This window comes from Novosphingobium olei, from assembly GCF_012927405.1.
GTDB lineage: Bacteria > Pseudomonadota > Alphaproteobacteria > Sphingomonadales > Sphingomonadaceae > Novosphingobium > Novosphingobium olei.
Genome location: NZ_JABBGM010000007.1, coordinates 76990 through 94691 on the forward strand (window position 1 = coordinate 76990; position 17702 = coordinate 94691).

General features: G+C 61.8%; 15 protein-coding genes. All 15 read left to right on the forward strand.

Annotated features, from left to right (window positions below; genetic code table 11):
• Window positions 1–88: 88 nt before the first annotated feature.
• The 15 genes from bphC to HHL27_RS15455 all read left to right on the forward strand — a co-directional run bounded on the left by bphC (window position 89) and on the right by HHL27_RS15455 (window position 17694).
• Window positions 89–988: a biphenyl-2,3-diol 1,2-dioxygenase gene (gene bphC, locus HHL27_RS15385; protein ID WP_169494292.1), complete on the forward strand. Its 900-nt coding sequence runs from the start codon at window positions 89–91 to the stop codon at window positions 986–988.
• Between the two features lie 45 nt (window positions 989–1033).
• The gene (locus HHL27_RS15390; RefSeq protein WP_169494293.1) at window positions 1034–1360 is read left to right on the forward strand and encodes a non-heme iron oxygenase ferredoxin subunit; all 327 of its coding nucleotides are present in this window, start codon (window positions 1034–1036) and stop codon (window positions 1358–1360) included.
• Window positions 1360–1848, forward strand: a complete 489-nt coding sequence (locus HHL27_RS15395) for an aromatic-ring-hydroxylating dioxygenase subunit beta (protein ID WP_169494294.1) — start codon at window positions 1360–1362, stop codon at window positions 1846–1848. Before HHL27_RS15390 ends, HHL27_RS15395 begins: the two co-directional genes overlap by 1 nt.
• A 24-nt stretch (window positions 1849–1872) precedes the next feature.
• Window positions 1873–3135, forward strand: coding sequence for an aromatic ring-hydroxylating dioxygenase subunit alpha (locus tag HHL27_RS15400; protein ID WP_169494295.1), 1263 nt, complete (start codon window positions 1873–1875; stop codon window positions 3133–3135).
• Window positions 3132–3722 carry a 2-hydroxychromene-2-carboxylate isomerase gene (locus HHL27_RS15405; RefSeq protein ID WP_169494296.1) on the forward strand — a complete coding sequence of 197 codons (591 nt, stop codon included), beginning with the start codon at window positions 3132–3134 and terminating at the stop codon, window positions 3720–3722. Before HHL27_RS15400 ends, HHL27_RS15405 begins: the two co-directional genes overlap by 4 nt.
• A gap of 36 nt (window positions 3723–3758) precedes the next feature.
• On the forward strand, window positions 3759–5945 hold the full coding sequence (locus HHL27_RS15410) for a TonB-dependent receptor (RefSeq protein ID WP_169494297.1): 2187 nt from the start codon (window positions 3759–3761) through the stop codon (window positions 5943–5945).
• 28 nt (window positions 5946–5973) lie between these two features.
• A complete protein-coding gene (locus HHL27_RS15415; protein WP_169494298.1) occupies window positions 5974–8532 on the forward strand; it encodes a TonB-dependent receptor in 2559 nt (852 codons plus the stop codon).
• 140 nt (window positions 8533–8672) lie between these two features.
• The gene (locus HHL27_RS15420) at window positions 8673–10133 is read left to right on the forward strand and encodes a succinate-semialdehyde dehydrogenase (protein WP_169494299.1); all 1461 of its coding nucleotides are present in this window, start codon (window positions 8673–8675) and stop codon (window positions 10131–10133) included.
• A gap of 110 nt (window positions 10134–10243) precedes the next feature.
• Window positions 10244–10903, forward strand: coding sequence for a UbiX family flavin prenyltransferase (locus tag HHL27_RS15425; RefSeq protein ID WP_420874069.1), 660 nt, complete (start codon window positions 10244–10246; stop codon window positions 10901–10903).
• 3 nt (window positions 10904–10906) lie between these two features.
• Window positions 10907–11476 carry a hypothetical protein gene (locus HHL27_RS15430; protein ID WP_100868247.1) on the forward strand — a complete coding sequence of 190 codons (570 nt, stop codon included), beginning with the start codon at window positions 10907–10909 and terminating at the stop codon, window positions 11474–11476.
• Window positions 11473–13032 carry an FAD-binding protein gene (locus tag HHL27_RS15435; RefSeq protein ID WP_338114919.1) on the forward strand — a complete coding sequence of 520 codons (1560 nt, stop codon included), beginning with the start codon at window positions 11473–11475 and terminating at the stop codon, window positions 13030–13032. The genes HHL27_RS15430 and HHL27_RS15435 overlap by 4 nt, the downstream gene beginning before the upstream one ends.
• Window positions 13033–13073: 41 nt before the next feature.
• Window positions 13074–14519, forward strand: a complete 1446-nt coding sequence (locus HHL27_RS15440; protein WP_169494300.1) for an aldehyde dehydrogenase family protein — start codon at window positions 13074–13076, stop codon at window positions 14517–14519.
• Between the two features lie 19 nt (window positions 14520–14538).
• Complete coding sequence (locus HHL27_RS15445) at window positions 14539–15993, forward strand: non-oxidative hydroxyarylic acid decarboxylases subunit C (RefSeq protein ID WP_100868250.1); 1455 nt, start codon at window positions 14539–14541, stop codon at window positions 15991–15993.
• Window positions 15990–16214, forward strand: a complete 225-nt coding sequence (locus HHL27_RS15450) for a non-oxidative hydroxyarylic acid decarboxylases subunit D (protein ID WP_169494301.1) — start codon at window positions 15990–15992, stop codon at window positions 16212–16214. Before HHL27_RS15445 ends, HHL27_RS15450 begins: the two co-directional genes overlap by 4 nt.
• 13 nt (window positions 16215–16227) lie before the next feature.
• Window positions 16228–17694, forward strand: a complete 1467-nt coding sequence (locus tag HHL27_RS15455; protein WP_169494302.1) for an FAD-binding oxidoreductase — start codon at window positions 16228–16230, stop codon at window positions 17692–17694.
• Window positions 17695–17702: the final 8 nt, after the last annotated feature.

The following is a 17702-nucleotide window of genomic DNA, read 5'->3' on the forward strand; positions in this document are numbered from 1 at the left end:
GCTGAAACCGGCGGCTCGAATCCGAAGCAAGGTGGCCAGCAAATCGCAAAATGACCCCGCTTTGGGGTGAGTTGGGAGAGTTTGAACTATGTCGGTCGTCACCGAACTCGGCTATCTTGGTCTTTCCGTTTCCGATCTCGCTGCCTGGCGCGCTTACGCCGCCGAAGTCGCCGGCATGGAAGTCGTTGATGAAGGCGAAGGGGATCGGCTCTATCTGCGGATGGACCTTTGGCATCACCGCATCGTTCTGCACGCTGATGGCAGCGATGACCTGGCCTACATGGGCTGGCGCGTGGCCGGGCCGCAGGAATTCGCCGCGATGCAGGAGAAGCTGAGCGCGGCGGGAATCCCCTTCACCGTAGGCAGCGAGGCCGAGGCGTGCGAACGCCGGGTTCTTGGGCTACTCAAGCTGGCCGATCCGGGCGGCAATCCGACCGAGATCTTCTTCGGCCCCCAGGTCGATACGCACAAGCCGTTTCATCCTGGCCGTCCGATGTTCGGCAAGTTCCTGACCGGCTCGCAAGGGATCGGGCACTGCATCCTGCGCCAGGACGATGTCGAGGCGGCGGCCCGGTTCTATGAACTGCTCGGCCTTCGCGGGTCGGTCGAATACCATCTCCACCTGCCCAACGGCATGGTCGCCCAGCCCTATTTCATGCATTGCAATGACCGTCAGCACTCGGTCGCCTTCGGCCTTGGGCCGATGGAAAAGCGCATCAACCACCTGATGTTCGAATACACCGATCTCGACGATCTCGGCATGGCGCACGACATTGTGCGCGGGAAGAAGATCGATGTAGCGCTGCAGCTTGGCAAGCACGCCAACGATCAGGCCCTGACCTTCTATTGCGCCAATCCGTCGGGTTGGTTGTGGGAGTTCGGCTGGGGCGCCCGCCACTCGACCGGCCAGCAGGAATACTACACCCGCGACATCTTCGGCCATGGCAACGAGGCGGCTGGCTACGGGATGGACATTCCGCTGCTCTGACAATCGTCCATTTTGCTCGATTCTTGACAGGAAAACAGGTTAATCATGTCAAACAAGTTGCGACTTTGTGAAGCTTCCGGCGTGAAGGACGGCGAGCCGGTTGCGGCATTCGCCGAGGGAATGCCCGCGCTGGCCGTCTACAATGTCGATGGCGAGATTTTCGTTACCGACAATCTTTGCACCCACGGCAATGCCATGCTGACCGACGGATATCAGGATGGCGACATCATCGAGTGTCCGTTCCATGGCGGCTCGTTCGACATCAAGACCGGCGCAGCCAAGGCTTTCCCCTGCCAGGTGGCGATCGTCTCCTATCCGGTCGAGATCGATGATGGCTGGGTGTGCATCACGAAACCGGAAGGAGCAGCCTGATGGGGCTTCCCTCCCTCGAACAGATGCAACTCCAGCATGTCGCGGCGCAGCTCAATGCGCTGCACGCCGAGCTGATCGACGATGACCGCCTTGAGGAATGGCCCGATCTGTTCGAGGAAAAGTGCCGTTACAGCGTGATCTCGGCGGAGAACCACAATCGTTCTCTCAACCTTGCCGCCGTGTTCTGCGACAGCCGAGGGATGCTGGTTGACCGCATCGTTTCACTGCGCCGCGCCAACATTTTCCCGGCCCACGCCTATCGGCACATTCTTGGTCCGACCCGCGTGGTTTCGTCGAACGAGCAAATCGTCTCCGCGCAGACGAACTACGTCGTCCTGATGACACGCAATGATGGCCAGACCTCGATCTACAATTCCGGAAAATACATCGATGAAATCGACTTTTCCGGTGATGTGCCGCGCTTCGTTTCCAAGACCGCGATATTCGACACGCACCTCATCGATACGATGATGGTCCGGCCGATCTAACTGAAAAATTGAAAGCATCGAACGATGGCCACTGCCCAGCAAACAGACAATGTGAAGCAAGATACGTCGGCTGCCGGATGCCGGGTGCCGTACCGGGTTTTCACCGATCGCCAATACTACGAACGCGAGCAGGAAAACATCTTCAAGGGCGAATGCTGGTCCTTCGTTGGGCTTGAGGCCGAAGTTCCGCAGGCTGGCGACTTCAAGTCGACATTTGTGGGCGAAACGCCGGTCATCCTGACGCGCGACAGCGATGGTGGGGTCCATGTCGTGGTCAATCGCTGCGCCCATCGCGGCGCCCTGGTCTGCCGCGAGATGCGCGGCAACCGCGCAAGCCTGGAATGCGTCTACCACCAGTGGGCCTACGATCTGAAAGGGAACCTGATCGGGGTTCCCTTCCGCCGCGGCCTCAAGGGGCAAGGAGGGATGCCGGGCGATTTCGACATGTCCCAGCACAATCTTCGCCAGCTGCGCACCGAATCCGTTGGCGGCCTGGTGTTTGCCTCGTTCTCAGAAACTGTCGAATCCTGCCGCGATTTCCTCGGCCCGATAGTGGTCGAGCAGATCGAGCGGATCATGTGCAAGCCGATCACCGTGCTGGGCGACCAGCGCCAACGGATCCACGGCAACTGGAAGCTCTACGCCGAGAATACCCGCGATCCCTACCACGCGAGCTTGCTGCACCTGTTCCACAACACATTCGGTCTCTACCGTTCGACCCAGACCGGCAAGGCGCTGATGGATGCGAGCAAGCGCCATTCGCTGCTCTATTCGATCGCCGCCAGCAATGACGATGCCGCCGACAAGCAGGCCTACGGCGATTCGCGCACCTTCGATACCGAATTCAAGCTTCAGGACATGTCACTACTGAAGGGCCGCCAGGAATTCGATGACAATATCACGCTGGTCATCCTGGCGGTCTACCCCAACCTGGTCCTGCAGCAGATCCAGAACACTCTCGCGGTCCGCCAGACGGTGACCTACGGGCCGGATGAATTCGAGTTGGTCTGGACCCACTTCGGCTACCAGGACGATGACGAGGAGATGCAGGCGATCCGGCTCAAGCAGACCAACCTGATCGGACCAGCCGGACTGATTTCGATGGAAGACGGCGAGGCGGTGGAAATCGTGCAGAACGCCATCGTCGGCGAAGAACGCGCCACCTCCTACATTGCGATGGGCGGGGGCCGCGCCGAGGATGCCGACCATCTCGTCACCGAAGGCGCGATCATCGGGTTTTGGGACAACTATCGCGAAATGGTCGGCTTCGACCTGGAGCCGACATGACCCGCACGATCGACTTCTACTTCGATTTCATAAGCCCGTTCAGCTACCTCGCGCAGCTGAAACTGCCGGAAATCGCTCGCAAGGCGGGTTGCGAAGTCGCCTATTGGCCGATCGACATCCCTGAGGCCAAGATTGCCGCCGGCAACTATGGACCCTCGAACCGCGAAGTGTTGCCCAAGATCAAGGTCATGAAGGCCGACCTCGATCGCTGGGCCGAACGCTATGGCGTCCCCCTCGCGTTCCCCGCGAGCTTCGACTGCGCGGACTGGAACTGTGCGGTGCTGTTCGCCAGCCAGCATGGCAAGGCAGAGCCCTTCGTGACCGACGCCTACCGCCGGATCTGGGGCCTTGGTATCGATCCACGTGATCGCAACGAACTTGCGGCCTGCGCCACGGCAGCGGGCCTCGATGCCGACGCGCTCATCGCTTTTGTCGAATCCCCGGTCGGCCAGACCGAATATCGCAAGGCGCGAATCCAGGCGATCCAGCGCGGCGTGTTTGGCGCACCGCTGATGTTTGTCGACGACCAGATTTTCTGGGGAAATGACAGGTTGGGTTTTCTTGCCGAATACTTGAACAAAAAATAAGTAGTTTCAAAATTAATCAAACCTTGGGAGGCTAAAATGAAAGGCAGAAAAGCGTACTCTATCGCCTTGTTCACGGCAACCGCGCTGACGCCGCACCTGGCCCTGGCGCAGAATGCCGACACCCCTGAAGCGCAAGAAACAAAGGCCGAAGATCAAACCGGTCTGGGTGATATCGTCGTCACCGCCACCCGGCGCGAAGCCAAGCTGCAGGACGTACCGGTCGCGGTCACCGCGGTTACCGGTGACGCTTTGGCCTCGGCCGACGTTTCGACTGTGCGTTCGCTCACCCAGGTGGTTCCGGGCTTCATCGGCAGCCGCAACATGGGGGTGTTCCAGCCGGTGGTCCGCGGGGTCGGTTCGACCGGCATTTCAGTCGGTGACGAACCCAATATCGCAACCTATGTCGACGGCGTCTATCAGCCGGAATCCGCCGCAAACTGGATCGATCTGGTCGAGGTGGAGCGGGTCGAGGTGCTGCGCGGGCCGCAGGGCACCACCTTCGGCCGCAATGCGACCGGCGGCCTGATCAACGTCATCACCCCCGATCCCAGCTTCGATTTCCGAGGCAAGGCCTCGCTGCGCGTCGGGCGGATGCGCCGCGATGCTGGCGACTATGATGCCCGGCTCTATTTCACCGGTCCGATGGGCGACAAAGTCGCAGCGGACTTCGCTGCGCTGTTCCGCAAGAACGATGGTTATATCGACGATCTCGTGCGCGGGGGCACACTTGGCAACCAGCGCGTCATCGACCTGCGCAGCAAGTTGCTGTTCAAGCCGTCCGCAAATTTTAAGGTGGTCCTGACCGGCGAGTACTTCAACCAGGAAAGCACCACCAATTCGCCACAACCGTTGGACGGCAACACCGCGGGCCGAAACTGGCCGGGCGTGATCATTCCGACCGACGCCTGGCAGGCATCGTTGACCGACGTGCCTCTGCTCAATCTCACACGGTGGAGCTTTGCGCTCCACACCCGGCTCGATTTGGGCAGTGTGCTGCTTGAAACCACCAGTGGGTTCCTCAACCTGCGTTGGCAGCAGACCACCGATGGCGATGCCTCGAACATCAAGCTTTCGAACTTTCCGGCAGTGTTCGAATCGGAATCGGGCAGCCAGGAAATCAAGCTGAGTTCGGCCAAGCCCGGCCCCTTCCAGTGGCTGGTCGGCGGCTATTTCTACCAGTTCGGCGGCGGCGCGCCGGTGCTTCAGCCTTGGACCACCACCAACCCCGCTTTGCCTTTGACCGGACCTTCGTTGACACCCAAGCTGGATGGGCGCTCTTTCGCGGGCTTCGCCGAAGGCACCTACGAGGTTCAGCCGGACCTATTCATCACGCTCGGCGGGCGCTATACTACCGAAACGCGGTGGTTCAGCCAAAGCAACAATGGCGTGTTGCTGGTCAATCACGTTTCGAAGACGTTCAACAAGTTCAACTACAAGGTTGGCGTCCGCTATGAAGTGACTGAAAAGACCAACGTATATGCCACCTACAGCACCGCGTTCAAGAGCGGTGTGTACAACATGGCGAGTACCGGCGGCACCCCAGTCAATCCGGAGAACATCAAGGCGGCTGAATTCGGAATCAAGTCCGATCCGCTGGATTGGCTGCGCACCAACCTTGCTGCCTATTATTATGATTATAAGGGCCTGCAGCTGCAGTCGAAGGCCCCGGCCGGCCCCGGATATATCCTGCAGAACGCCGCCAATGCCGAAATCTATGGTGGCGAATTCGAGACCATCATCAGCCCGGTCCGCGACCTCCGGCTCCGCGCGGCGGTTGCCTATACCCATGCCCGCTACAAGGATTTCCCGAACGCCCAGGGCTTTACGCCGATCGTCAACGGCAATGGCGACTTTGCCGGCAACGTTGCGGCGCCGTTCGATGCCTCGGGCAAGGTCATGACCCGCGCACCGGAATGGTCAGGCAATGTCGGGTTTGATTGGGGGCGTGATGTCGGTAACGGCCGCGTTACCCTGGCCGGAAACCTGCTGTGGAGCTCCAGGGTCTATTACGACTTCGCCAACAGGTTCTCGCAGCGGCCCTACACCCTGTCCAACCTTTCGGTGAATTGGCAGCCCGAAAGCGAAGCCTTCAAGATCGGTCTGTGGGTGACCAACCTGACCAACGCGAAAGTGCTGCAAACCGTGCGCCCGGGCACTTTGGGCACCGATGGGTTCTACGAACAACCCCGCAAGATTGGGGTCACGATCGAGACAAAATTCTAATTAAAACATAGTCATAGGGAGAATTGTAATGGTCACGAGTAGCCTGAACATTCGCAGGCTTGCGCTTCGTTCCAGCGCATCGGTCATAATCGGGCTTGCCTGCTTTGCCCCAGTGTCAGCCTATGCACAGCAGGTCGCCGCCAGTGAGCCGCAGGCCGAAGAACAAGCTTCCGGCGGCCTTGAAGAGATCACTGTCACCGCGCGCAAGCGGTCCGAGAACCTGCAGGAAACGCCGGTTGCGATCACCGCGATGAACGCAGAAATGCTGGAATCGCGACAGATCAACAACGTGGCGCAGGTTGCGAAATTCGCGCCCAACGTGAATATCCAGCCGGTGGCGAACATCTCCGGTTCGAGCGCATCGATCACCGCCTTCATCCGCGGCGTCGGCCAGACCGACTTCAACATTACCGTCGATCCCGGCGTGGGCGTCTATGTCGATGGCGTCTATGTCGCCCGTTCGGTTGGTGCACTTCTCGACATGTCCGACATCGCCGACGTACAGATCCTGCGCGGACCGCAGGGCACGCTGTTCGGCAAGAACACTATCGGCGGCGCGATCGTGGTCAATTCGGTCCAGCCCCAGAACACTTTCGACCTCAAGCTTGAGGCCGCGACAGGCAGCTTCAACCGCGCCGATTTCAAGGGCATGATCAACGTTCCGTTGAGTGACAATCTCGCGATGCGCGCCGTCGCCTCATACGAAACGCGGGACGGCTATCAGAAACGCCTGTTCGACGGCGGACACCAGGGCAACAAGAACAGCTTCGGCGGTCGGCTTGCCTTCAAGTGGGAACCGACCGACAAGCTGACCGTCAACCTGAGCGGCGACTTGAACATCCGCCGCGAGCAGATGTCGGCGATCTCGCTCATCGCGCTGCAGGATCAGACCGTTCCGCTTCGTTTCGTTCCCATTCCGGACAGCGCTCCCCCAGGCGGAACCGATCGCGTCATCACCGCGCCAAGTTCAATGTATTTCTGGAACAAGATCCGCGGCGGCGCCGGAAACTGCGGTGCGCCCTGGGGCGGTTTCGGGCCGACCGGACCGATCCCCGGTGGGGTATCGCCGAATAATCCTCAATGCGCGACGACCCAATGGATCACCGGCAATCCCGACACGACCTGGAGCGGCGGCAACAACCGCTCGAATTTCGACCTGTGGGGCACGAACCTGACCCTCGACTACGATTTCGGCAACATCAGCCTGAAATCGATCAGTGCCTATCGCCACCAGAAGGCAACCATCGACTTTGATTTCGACGGTACTCCGCTTCCTGTGACGGGCTTCACCAACAACATCAAAATCTGGCAAGCTTCGCAGGAACTGCAGCTGACCGGAAGCTTGATGGATGGTCGCCTGAAATTCGTTCTCGGCGGATACTACCTGAAGGAAAAGGGCGAGGACAAGGAGCCTCTTGAGTTCAGTTTCGCTCAGTTCTATTCTGGAGGAAAGATCGACAACGACAGCTACGCTTCGTATCTGCAGGCTACTTTCAAGGTAACAGAGCGTTTCTCGATCACCCCGGGCATTCGCTATACCAATGAAACGAAGCGCTTCGATCCGTCTTTCCAGACAATCTACAATGACCGGTCCGCGCTCGACCCCGTCTTGGCGTCACTCTATCCCAATGGCGCGTTCATCGCGTTCAGCCAGTGCATTGTCGGGCAAGCCGTACCCGGTGTGATCCAGCCGGGTACTCCGGGCCTTGAAGCCTTCGCCGGCTTCCCGCTTCCGGGCGGTTGCTCGCCTTCGGCGACAAATCCGGGCGGCAACCACACGATGCCGGCCGTCCAGGTTCAGGCCAAGGCCAAGGAATGGACCCCGGCAATTTCGGCGGATTACAAGATCACCGACGACACGCTGATCTATGCATCCTATTCCAAGGGCTTCAAGAACGGCGGCTTCAGCCAGCGCATCTTCCCCGCGGAATTCGCCGCCCCGTCGTTTTCACCGGAGTTCGTCGAATCCTATGAGGTCGGCCTCAAGAACGAGTTCTTCGACCGCCGGCTGCGGCTGAACTTTGCCGCATTCCTGTCCGATTATTCCGACATGCAGATCGTGGTGAACGAAGGAATCGCCCCGAAGGTTCGAAATGCCGGTGCCGGACGGATCAAAGGCTTCGAGATCGAAGGCGAAGCCGCACCGATCGATCCCGTTCGCGTAACTTTCGGCGTGGGTTACCTTGACGCCTACTATACCCGGATCGATTTGTCGGCGGCTCCCGTCAGCAAGAACTCGAAGTTCGCGTTCGTCCCGGAATGGACCGCATCCGCCGCGTTCAACGCCGATGTCTACAAGGGAGAGATCGGCAAGCTGACCCTGCGCGGCGACTGGTCCTATCAGAGCAGCACGTTCAAGGACGCCGTGAACAGTCCCGAACTGTTCCAGCCGGCCTACAGCGTGTTCGGCGCGAGCGCTTCCTTCACCGACAAGAGCGAGCACTTCACTCTCACCGGCGGCGTGACCAACCTGACCGACAAGCGCTATATTCAGGGCGGCTACTCTGACCTGAATGTCGCGGGCGCCGCCCTGGCCAACTACTCGCGTCCACGCGAATGGTTCCTGAAGCTCGCCTACAAGTACTAAGACCCAATACCCGCGGGCGGACGTTCGCGTCCGCCCGCACCTTTTTAGCAGCCGGCAACTAACATGGCGAATGTCTAATTCTGGTACTTCTTTCACACGTCATATTGGCAGATGGTCGCACGACCACAGGAGACTCAACCGTGGCCGTCACGATTCCCCCGCTCGGGCGTAACGACTTTCTGACCAGCCAGCCGATCATCGACGGCACCGAAGTCGAAGCGGCCAGCACATTCACGGTCGCAAATCCCGCAACGGGCGGCACCCTTGCGACGGTCGCACTGCTGGGCGAAGCCGAAACACGCCGATCGATCGAAAGCAATTCCCGCGCCTATGCCGATTGGCGCAAGCGCTCCGCGCAGGAGCGCGCACGCCTGCTGCAGGATTGGCTGGCGCTGGTCCGGCTGCACCGCCAGGATCTGGGCCTGCTGATGACCGCCGAGCAGGGCAAGCCGCTGGCCGAGGCGCTGGGCGAAGTCGATTACGCAGCCAGCTTCATCCAGTGGTTCGCCGAAGAGGCGCGCCGCCTCTACGGCGAGGTCATTCCGGCCAGTTCCGACCGGCGGATTATCGTGATCCGTCAACCGGTCGGCGTGGCTGGCGCCATCACGCCGTGGAACTTTCCCGCCGCGATGATTACCCGCAAGGTCGCGCCTGCACTGGCGGCGGGCTGCACCGTCACCCTCAAACCGTCCGAACTCACCCCGCTGACCGCTTTCGCTCTGGCGAAGCTCGCCCTCGAAGCGGGCTTTCCGCCCGGCGTGTTCAACGTGGTCTGCGGCGATGCTCCAGCGATCGGATCGGTCCTGACCAGCCATCCCGATGTCACCAAGTTCACCTTCACCGGTTCGACCGCGGTGGGCAAGCTGTTGACCGCGCAATGCGCTGCCACACTCAAGCGGGTTTCGATGGAACTGGGCGGCAATGCCCCGCTGCTGGTTTTCGACGACGCCGATCTCGATCAGGCGGTCGAGGGGGCGATCGCCTCGAAATTCCGCAACACCGGGCAGACCTGCGTCTGCGCCAACCGCATCCTGGTTCAGGGCGGCATTCACGACCGCTTCGTCGAAGCGCTGGCCGCCAGGGTCAGCGCGTTCACGGTCGGCAACGGGCTTGAAGGCGCGACCGATCAAGGGCCGCTCATTACCCGGGCTGCCTTCGACAAGGTTCAGGGCCATGTCGCCGACGCGCTTGCGCAAGGCGGCGGCATCGTCACCGGGGGCAAGCGGCACGACGCGGGGGAGCTGTTCTTCCAGCCGACCGTGCTGACCGGGGCGAACCCCACCATGCGCCTGGCGGACGAGGAGACCTTTGGCCCGGTCGCGCCCGTGTTCCGCTTCGATACCGAGGCCGAGGCGCTGGCCCTGGCCAATGCCACCCGTTCCGGGCTGGCTGCCTATGCCTTTACCCGAGATATCGACCGGGCCTGGCGGGTCGCGGAGGGCCTCGAAACCGGCATGGTCGGGATGAACAACGGCATCGTCTCGACCGAAACTGCCCCGTTTGGCGGCATCAAGGAATCGGGTCTGGGCCGCGAAGGTTCCCGCCACGGCATCGATGAATTTCTCGAGATGAAGACGATCAATCTGGGGGTCCGGTCGTGAGTCGCACCACGCTTATGGAAATACGAAAAGCGTTGCGCAATGCGGAACGCGTTGTATAGTGTTGGCAAAGATCGGGAGACGGATTACAGCATGCCCAGCAAGGACCGGCCTTGCGCGACCTTGATCGCGATGCGCTCGCAGGCGGGATTTCTGCGGTGAAACGCATGGTCGTCGGCATCACCGGCGCAACCGGATCGGTCTATGGCCTGCGACTGCTTGAACTGCTGCGCGATGCCGGGGGCTGGGAAACCCATCTCGTGTTGTCTCCGGCCGCCCTGCTCAACATTCGCGAGGAATTGCCCGATGGCAAGGCCAGGCTCGAAGCGCTGGCCGATGTCGTGCATAACGTCCGCAATGTCGGCGCCTCGATCGCCAGCGGTTCGTTCGTGTGCGAAGGCATGGTGATTGCACCCTGTTCGATGCGCACGCTGGGCGCGGTCGCCCACGCGCTGTCCGATAATCTGATCACTCGCGCCGCCGACGTGATGCTGAAGGAGCGCCGTCGCCTGGTGATGATCACCCGCGAAACGCCGCTCAACCTCGCGCACCTGCGCAACATGACGGCCTGCACCGAAATGGGTGCGGTGATCTTCCCGCCGGTGCCGGCCTTTTATTCGCGGCCTACCTCGCTGGCCGAGGTGGTCGATCACAGCTGTATGCGGGTGCTGGATCTGTTCGGGCTTCACGCGAAGTCGGAGAAACGCTGGCAAGGCCTGAGCAAAGAGGCGGCAAACCTCGTTCCGGCCTTGGCGCAAGAAGAAGGGAACTAGAGAATGGCGTGGGATGTCAGCCGTCGCACCGTCATGAGCGGGGGTGCCGTGGGAGCGGCAGTGGCCGGTCTGGGGATCGGTCGCAGCGCCTTGGCGAAGCGACCACTGAAGATCATTGTCATTGAGGAAGCAGAAGTCCCCGAAAGTCGGCTCTTTGCCGAAACCTTCGTCAATTCGGGACGTGCGGCAAAGGTGATCCGGATCGACCGGACGCTCAATGGCCTGCTCCATGAACTCGCAATTGGCGAAGGTGTGCTCGTCGGCCTGACTTCCGACCCGGCAGCCATGATTGCCGAACAGGTTCTGCTAGCCGACGGCGCGCGCCCGTTGCTGAAATGGGCGCATCATTACCGCAAAATGCGGTGGGAACACCGGACCGACGGCGCTCCGGCGCTGCTCGCGCGGGCCAGCACCGGCTGGCCGACCGTTCTGGCCAACCACATGCAGGATGCGCTTGGCGGGAGCCGACAGGCTCCCGATCTGCGGTGCGAATCGGGCCATTGCGGGCTCGATGGAAAGAGCCCCGGCATGCTGGTTTCGTGGGCATTCGAAGTAGGAGTACAACAGTCGTGAGCACGCGCATGCCCCATGGCGTCGACGCTGCAACCTTTCGCAAGGCGCTGGACGAACTGGCCGCGATCGTCGGCAAGGAATGGGTCTTTGTCGACGAACTGCCGCTGTCGGCCTATCGCGATGCCTATTCGCCGCTGGCCGATGGCGAAATGCTGCCTTCGGCTGCCGTCGCACCGGCAAACATGGAACAGATCCAGCAGGCGTTGAAGGTCTTCAACGCCTACAAGCTGCCGATCTGGACCTTCGGCAACGGCCGCAATTTCGCCTATGGCGGCCCCGCCCCGCGCCAGTCGGGCTATGTCATGTTCGATCTCAAGCGGATGAACCGCATCCTCGAGGTCAATGAAAAGTACGGCTACGCGCTGGTCGAACCCGGGGTCTCCTATTTCCAGCTCTACCGGCATCTGCGCCAGATCGGCAGCAAGCTGTGGATCGATCCGGCGGCACCGGGCTGGGGCGGCGTGATGGGCAATGCGCTTGAACACGGTGCGGGCTACACGCCTTACGGCGATCACTTCGTGATGCAGTGCGGCATGGAAGTGGTCCTCGCCGACGGTCAGGTGGTCCGGACCGGTCAGGGCGCGATCGAGGGTTCGCAGCACTGGCAATCGACCAAGCACGCCGCCGGCCCGCATTTCGACGGCATGTTCACCCAGTCCAACTTTGGCGTGGTGACCAAGATGGGCATCTGGCTGATGCCCGAGCCGCCCGGCTACAAGCCGTTCATGATCACTTACGAGCGTGAGGAAGACCTCGCCGCGATCTTCGACGCGGTCAAACCACTCAAGGTCAACCAGGTGATCCCCAACGCGGCGGTGGCGGTCGATCTCTTGTGGGAAGTGTCCGCCAAAACCACGCGCCGCCATTACTTCGACGGCAAGGGCCCTGTCCCGGATTCGATCCGCAAGAAGATCGCTTCGGATCATGGCCTGGGCATGTGGAACTTCTACGCCGCGCTCTATGGTCCGCCGCCGATCATCGAGAACAACTGGAAGCTCGTCGAGGAAGCGATGATGAGCATCCCGGGCGCCAAGATGCACCTTAACCGCGAAAACGATCCCGCCTGGGACTATCGCGTGCGGCTGATGCGCGGCGAGCCGAACATGACCGAATTCAGCATCATGAACTGGATCGGCGGCGGCGGGCATATCAACTTCTCGCCAATCTCTGCACCCGACGGCAAGGAAGCGCTGAGCCAGTACAACCTGATCAAGCAGCGCTGCCACGATTTCGGGTTCGACTATATCGGCGAGTTCCTGGTCGGCTGGCGCGACATGCACCACATCCTGATGATCATGTACGATCGCGCCGACGAGGGCATGCGCAAAAGCGCCTATGACCTGTTCGGCAAGCTGGTCGACGAGGCAGCCGGTGCGGGCTTCGGCGAATACCGCACCCACCTCGCCTTCATGGACCAGATCGCCAAGACCTATAAGCACAACGATGGGGCGCTGTGGGACCTGCACCACCGTCTCAAGGACGTGCTCGACCCCAACGGCATCCTCTCCCCCGGCAAGCAGGGGATATGGCCCCAGGCGATGCGCAACCAAGCGTAATCACCCGGCCGGCTGAACAAAGACTTCAAGGATTGACGACCATGACACAAATTGAGCACTGGATTGGCGGCACCGCCGTGGCTGCAACGGGCGGGGCCTATTTCGACGATCTTAACCCGGTCGATGATTCGGTCTATTGCCGGGTGCCCGCCGGCACCGCGGAAGACGTGAACCGCGCAGTGGAGAACGCGCATCAGGCCTATCTCCAGCATTGCGATCTGCCCGCCGCAGTGCGCGAAGGGTGGATCGCGAAAGCCGCCGAAATCATGGAGCGCGATACCGCCAAATTCGCCGACGTGCTGGTCGACGAAATCGGTTCGCCGATCGCCAAGGCCGGGTTCGAAACCCGCTTCGCGGTCAGCTTCCTGCGCGCGGCGATCGGCGTGCCGCGCCGGATTCGGGGGGAAACGATCCCTTCGGACACCCCCGGGCGGTTCAGCATGAGCCTGCGTCAGCCGGTCGGTGTGGTCGCCGGGATTACCCCGTTCAACGTGCCGCTGATCAAGGGGATCAAACAGTCGGCCATGGCCCTGGCCACAGGCAACGCCTTCGTGCTGCTACCCTCGGAAGCCGCGCCAATGATCGCCGATCTGCTCGCTAAATTGTGGAAGGAGGCCGGCGTTCCCGACGGCTTGTTCAACGTGGTCTACGGCAATGGCGCGGAGATCGGCGACGTGCTGACCGGCCATCCCAAGGTCGCATCGATCACCTTCACCGGGTCCTCGCGCGTCGGCAAGCACATCGCCGAAATTGCGGCCCGCAACCTCAAGAAGTATACGCTGGAGCTGGGCGGCAAGAGCCCTCTGGTGATCTGCGCCGATGCCGATCTGGACAAGGCGGTCAACGCCGCGCTGTTCAGCATCTTCATGTACCAGGGCCAGGTCTGCATGGGGGCCTCGCGGATCTATGTCGAACGGCCGATCTTCGACCAGTTCGCCAAGGCCTTCGCCGCCGCGACCAGCCGGGCGAAGAGCGGCGACCTGCGCGAGCCGACCACCATGCTCGGCCCGATAATTTCGGAGCGCCAGCGCGACCGGGTCCGCCGCCATATCGATGATGCCCGAACCAAAGGTGCCGAGGTTCTCGCGGGCGGCGAATGGACTGGGAACTGCTGTTCGGCCACAGTCTTGCGCGGCGTCACCGCTGAAATGACCGTGTTCGAAGAAGAAACCTTCGGCCCGGTGACCTCGCTCTATCCGTTCGACACGCTCGAAGAAGCGCTCGAACTTGCCAACAACACCGAATATGGCCTTAGCGCCTCGATCTTCACCAGCGACATCGACAAGGCCCTGGCTTTCGCCCAGCGGGCGGAAGCGGGCATGGTCCATATCAATGCCCCGACCCTGCACGACGAACCACACGTTCCGTTCGGCGGCACCAAGGCATCGGGTTTTGGCCGCGAAGGGACCGAAGCCGATCTCGAAATCATGACCGAATGGAAATGGGTCACGATCCAATCGGCAACTGCTGGCACTGGCGGACACTGATCGGCGGGATGCAACGGCAATGAACGATCTTCCCAACCGCGCCCGCTCGATCTCCTCGCTGCGCGATTTCCTCGAACTGCTTGAGGATTCGGGCCAAGCGATCACCTGGAGCGATCCGGTGATGCCCGAGCCGGGCGTGCGCAACATTGCCGTTGCCGCCTCGCGCGATGCCAACGGCGCACCGGCGATCGTGTTCGACAACATCACCGGCTATCCCGGCAAGCGCCTGGCGGTTGGTGTCCATGGTTCGTGGGACAACATCGCCCTGCTGCTGGGTCGGCCCAAGGGCACGACCATCCGCGAACTGTTCTTCGAGATCGCCGGGCGCTGGGGCGATCAGGAAGCGCAGATCAGTTATGTCCCCGAAGCCCAGGCCCCGGTTCACGAATGTCGGCTCGAGCAGGACATCAACCTCTATGATATCCTGCCCGTCTACCGGATCAACGAATACGATGGCGGGTTCTACATCGGCAAGGCTTCGGTTGCCTCGCGCGATCCGCTCGATCCGGACAATTTCGGCAAGCAGAATGTCGGGATCTACCGCCTACAGATCCAGGGACCGGACAGCTTTACCCTGATGACGATTCCGGCGCATGACATGGGCCGCCAGATCCTCGCCGCCGAGCGTGAGAAAGTGCCACTCAAGATCGCGGTGATGCTGGGCAACCATCCTGGGCTGGCGGTTTTCGCCGCCACCCCGATCGGTTACGAGGAATCGGAATATTCCTATGCCTCGGCAATGATGGGCGCGCCGATCCGGCTGACCAAATCGGGCAACGGGATCGACATCCTGGCCGACAGCGAAATCGTGATCGAGGCCGAACTGCAACTGGGCGAACGCGAGCTGGAAGGGCCGTTCGGCGAATTCCCCGGTTCCTACAGCGGCGTGCGCAAGGCGCCGATCTTCAAGGTCACGGCGGTGTCGCACCGGCGCGATCCGATCTTCGAGAACATCTACATCGGGCGCGGCTGGACCGAGCACGATACCCTGATCGGCCTGCACACCTCCGCCCCGATCTATGCCCAGCTGCGCCAGAGCTTCCCCGAAGTCACCGCGGTCAACGCGCTTTACCAGCACGGGCTGACCGGGATCATCTCGGTCAAGAACCGCATGGCCGGCTTTGCCAAGACGGTCGCGCTGCGCGCGCTGAGCACGCCACACGGCGTGATGTACCTCAAGAACCTGATCATGGTCGACGCCGATGTCGATCCGTTCGATCTCAACCAGGTGATGTGGGCGCTTTCGACCCGCACCCGCGCGGATGACGTCATCGTGCTGCCCAACATGCCCGCCGTGCCGATCGATCCATCGGCAGTCGTTCCGGGCAAGGGCCACCGCCTGATCATCGACGCGACCAGCTATCTCCCGCCCGATCCGGTGGGTGAAGCGCACCTTGTCACCCCGCCGACGGGGGACGAGATCGACGCCCTGAGCAAACGAATCCGCGAAATGCAGCTGGGAGCCCTGTCATGACCACCACCGTCTGCGGGCGCTGCAAATCGAGCGGCGCTGTCACCGATTACCAGGGCAGGCAGGACGGCGCGGTCGTGTGGACAATCCTGCGCTGCGCGACCTGCAACTTTTCCTGGCGCGACAGCGAACCGGCCCGCGCGATCGACCCGGCTGCGCGCTCGGCCGATTTCGCCGTCGATGCCGGCGATCTCCAGCGTTATCCCAAGATTCTCCAGCAATAAGGCTCCAGACGCCATGATCGATCAAGCCCGCCAGACGGCCACGCTCGGTACCCTCGCCGAGGCACTGGGCAAGGCCGCCGTCGATACCAGCCCGCAAACCCTGGCCCGCTATGCCGTTCCGGGGATGGCCCCGGCAGGCGTGGTGCTTCCGACCGATGAAGCCCAGCTCGCCAAGGTGCTCGAAGCGGCGCGCACCAGCGGCGGCGTGGTCCAGACGGTCTGCAACGGCGCACATGGGCTGGAAAAGGCGGTGCAGGACAAGGTGATCGTCCTCGACCTCCAGAAGATGAACAAGGTAATCGAAGTAAACGAGCAGCTGGCCACCTGCCTGGTCGAACCGGGCGTCACCTTCCGCCAGCTCGATGCCCATATTAAGGAAAAGGGCATCAAGCTGTGGGTGGACTTCCCCGGCAATCCCGATGAAAGCGTGGCCGCCAGTTTCATCAACCGCCGCCCCGGCTACACCCCCTATTCCGATCACTTCCTGATGCAGTGCGGGCTCGAGGTCATGCTGGCTGATGGCAAGATGGTGCGAACCGGCATGGGCGCCATGCCCAAGAGCACCTGCTGGCAGCTGTTCAAGTTCGGCTATGGCCCGTGGGTCGATGGTCTGTTCACCCAATCCGATTTCGGGGTGGTGACCAAGGTGGGCATGTGGATGATGCCGCAGCCCCCGGCGCATCAGACCTTCATGGTCTCGGTCCCCCAGGAGGACGATCTGGGCGCGTTGCTGGACGTGCTCGGGCCGCTCAAGCTTAACATGGTGGTGGCCAATGGCGTCGCCGTGGGCAATGCGCTCCACGAAGCGGCCCTGCTCGGCAAGCGCCGCGCCGACTTCGAAGGCCAGGGGCCGATGGCGGCAAGCGCGGTCAAGGCGGCCGGCGAAGCGCTCGGCCTTGGCTACTGGAACCTTTACGGCTCGCTCTATGGCTTGCCCGGCAACGTCGCGATCCTGTGGGACATGGTCAAGGGTGCGTTCTCGTCGATCAGCGGCGCACGGGTGATTACCGATGGCAAGGGCATCGATCCCAAGTTGTGGGCCTGGCGGATGGGCACGATGACCGGCGTGGTGCTCGATCCCCCGGCCCGAACCTCGGGCTGGGGCGGCGACACGGCGTTGACGGTCAATCCGGTCAGCCCTGTGGATGGCGAAGAAGCGGTCAAGCTTTATGAACTGTCGCGCGACATCTGCGCCAAGAACGGCTTCGATTTCGTCGGCGAAACCACCGCGATCTGGCGTTCGGCGAACCATCGCCAGGTGCTGTCCCATGCCGCCGGGAAGGCCGAGGACGCGGCACGGGCGAAGGCCTGCGCCGAAGCCCTGATCGCCGCGCAGGCAGAGGCCGGCTTCGGCCAGATCCTGACCGACCCCGGGCTGGGAGCGGCGGTTGCCAAGACCTATGAAAAGGGTGGCCGCTCGGCCCTGCATGCGCGGGTCAAGCAGGCGCTCGATCCCAACTCGATCTTTGCCTCGGTCTGAGCCGATGC

Excerpts from the sequence above, each read along its gene's own strand:
- bphC (WP_169494292.1), top strand. The coding sequence starts at position 89 with ATGTCGGTCGTCACCGAACTCGGCTATCTTGGTCTTTCCGTTTCCGAT.
- HHL27_RS15390 (WP_169494293.1), top strand. The coding sequence starts at position 1,034 with ATGTCAAACAAGTTGCGACTTTGTGAAGCTTCCGGCGTGAAGGACGGC.
- HHL27_RS15395 (WP_169494294.1), top strand. The coding sequence starts at position 1,360 with ATGGGGCTTCCCTCCCTCGAACAGATGCAACTCCAGCATGTCGCGGCG.
- HHL27_RS15400 (WP_169494295.1), top strand. The coding sequence starts at position 1,873 with ATGGCCACTGCCCAGCAAACAGACAATGTGAAGCAAGATACGTCGGCT.
- HHL27_RS15405 (WP_169494296.1), top strand. The coding sequence starts at position 3,132 with ATGACCCGCACGATCGACTTCTACTTCGATTTCATAAGCCCGTTCAGC.
- HHL27_RS15410 (WP_169494297.1), top strand. The coding sequence starts at position 3,759 with ATGAAAGGCAGAAAAGCGTACTCTATCGCCTTGTTCACGGCAACCGCG.
- HHL27_RS15415 (WP_169494298.1), top strand. The coding sequence starts at position 5,974 with ATGGTCACGAGTAGCCTGAACATTCGCAGGCTTGCGCTTCGTTCCAGC.
- HHL27_RS15430 (WP_100868247.1), top strand. The coding sequence starts at position 10,907 with ATGGCGTGGGATGTCAGCCGTCGCACCGTCATGAGCGGGGGTGCCGTG.
- HHL27_RS15440 (WP_169494300.1), top strand. The coding sequence starts at position 13,074 with ATGACACAAATTGAGCACTGGATTGGCGGCACCGCCGTGGCTGCAACG.
- HHL27_RS15445 (WP_100868250.1), top strand. The coding sequence starts at position 14,539 with ATGAACGATCTTCCCAACCGCGCCCGCTCGATCTCCTCGCTGCGCGAT.
- HHL27_RS15450 (WP_169494301.1), top strand. The coding sequence starts at position 15,990 with ATGACCACCACCGTCTGCGGGCGCTGCAAATCGAGCGGCGCTGTCACC.
- HHL27_RS15455 (WP_169494302.1), top strand. The coding sequence starts at position 16,228 with ATGATCGATCAAGCCCGCCAGACGGCCACGCTCGGTACCCTCGCCGAG.